The following is a 673-nucleotide window of genomic DNA, read 5'->3' as shown; positions in this document are numbered from 1 at the left end:
GAGTGCTGGTCGAACATGGGGAAGGACGTCGATCGGAGAGGGCTGATGAAGTGCCCTGCGCCCCCTGTCCCTCCAGTTTTTGGGGATTGGAGCAGGGTGGAGGTCAATCCAGAAGGTCTCGGGAAGCTTGCGGAAGCAATAAACGCAAAACCGCCACCATTGTCCTGGAGCCGGTTGAAGATTTGTTTTGGTAATTTTGGTTGCGGCGGTCTTATTGCACAGTGAGTTGTACGACACGGTACCTCTTATGCACGAAGTCAGAGCGCATTGCGAAAGACGCAACGTCACAGAAGGATGGCCTTCCGCCCCCCCCCACATCCCAGCGTCCACGCTGTAGTGTCGCTGGAAATCAATGCCTTCAGAATGCCCTTCTGTGTGTGTTCGCTATGCTCCACCATCGCCGCACGGGCGAGATCCGGATCGCGCAGACGTAGGACATCGACGATACGCCGGTGGTCGGCGCTGGTTTCCGGATTGACGTCGCGGCTGACGGCACCAAGGTAAAAGAGACGCGTGCACTCATCTAGATGCGCGGCAACCAGCGCCAGAAGCCGGGGATTGTTCGCGCCCTCGGCGATCGCCAGATGGAAGTCGCGGTTGGCCTTGACGAAGGACTGCACGCTCTCGCCCTGTTGCGGATCGTAACGCGCATCCGCCAGGGCTTCGAGACGAT

Annotated in this window: 1 protein-coding gene; it reads right to left on the bottom strand. The window is 58.8% G+C overall.

The genetic code is table 11. The annotated features are described in order from the left end of the window. Nucleotides 1–284 precede the first annotated feature (284 nt). On the bottom strand, nucleotides 285–673 hold a 389-nt coding region (locus CXR03_RS18895; RefSeq protein WP_146070559.1), incomplete at its 5' end, for an FCD domain-containing protein.

It is taken from the genome of Arthrobacter sp. 08Y14 (genome assembly GCF_002929455.1).
Classification (GTDB): Bacteria; Actinomycetota; Actinomycetes; order Actinomycetales; family Micrococcaceae; genus Arthrobacter_B; species Arthrobacter_B sunyaminii.
This window is presented reverse-complemented; position numbering and strand designations above follow the sequence as displayed.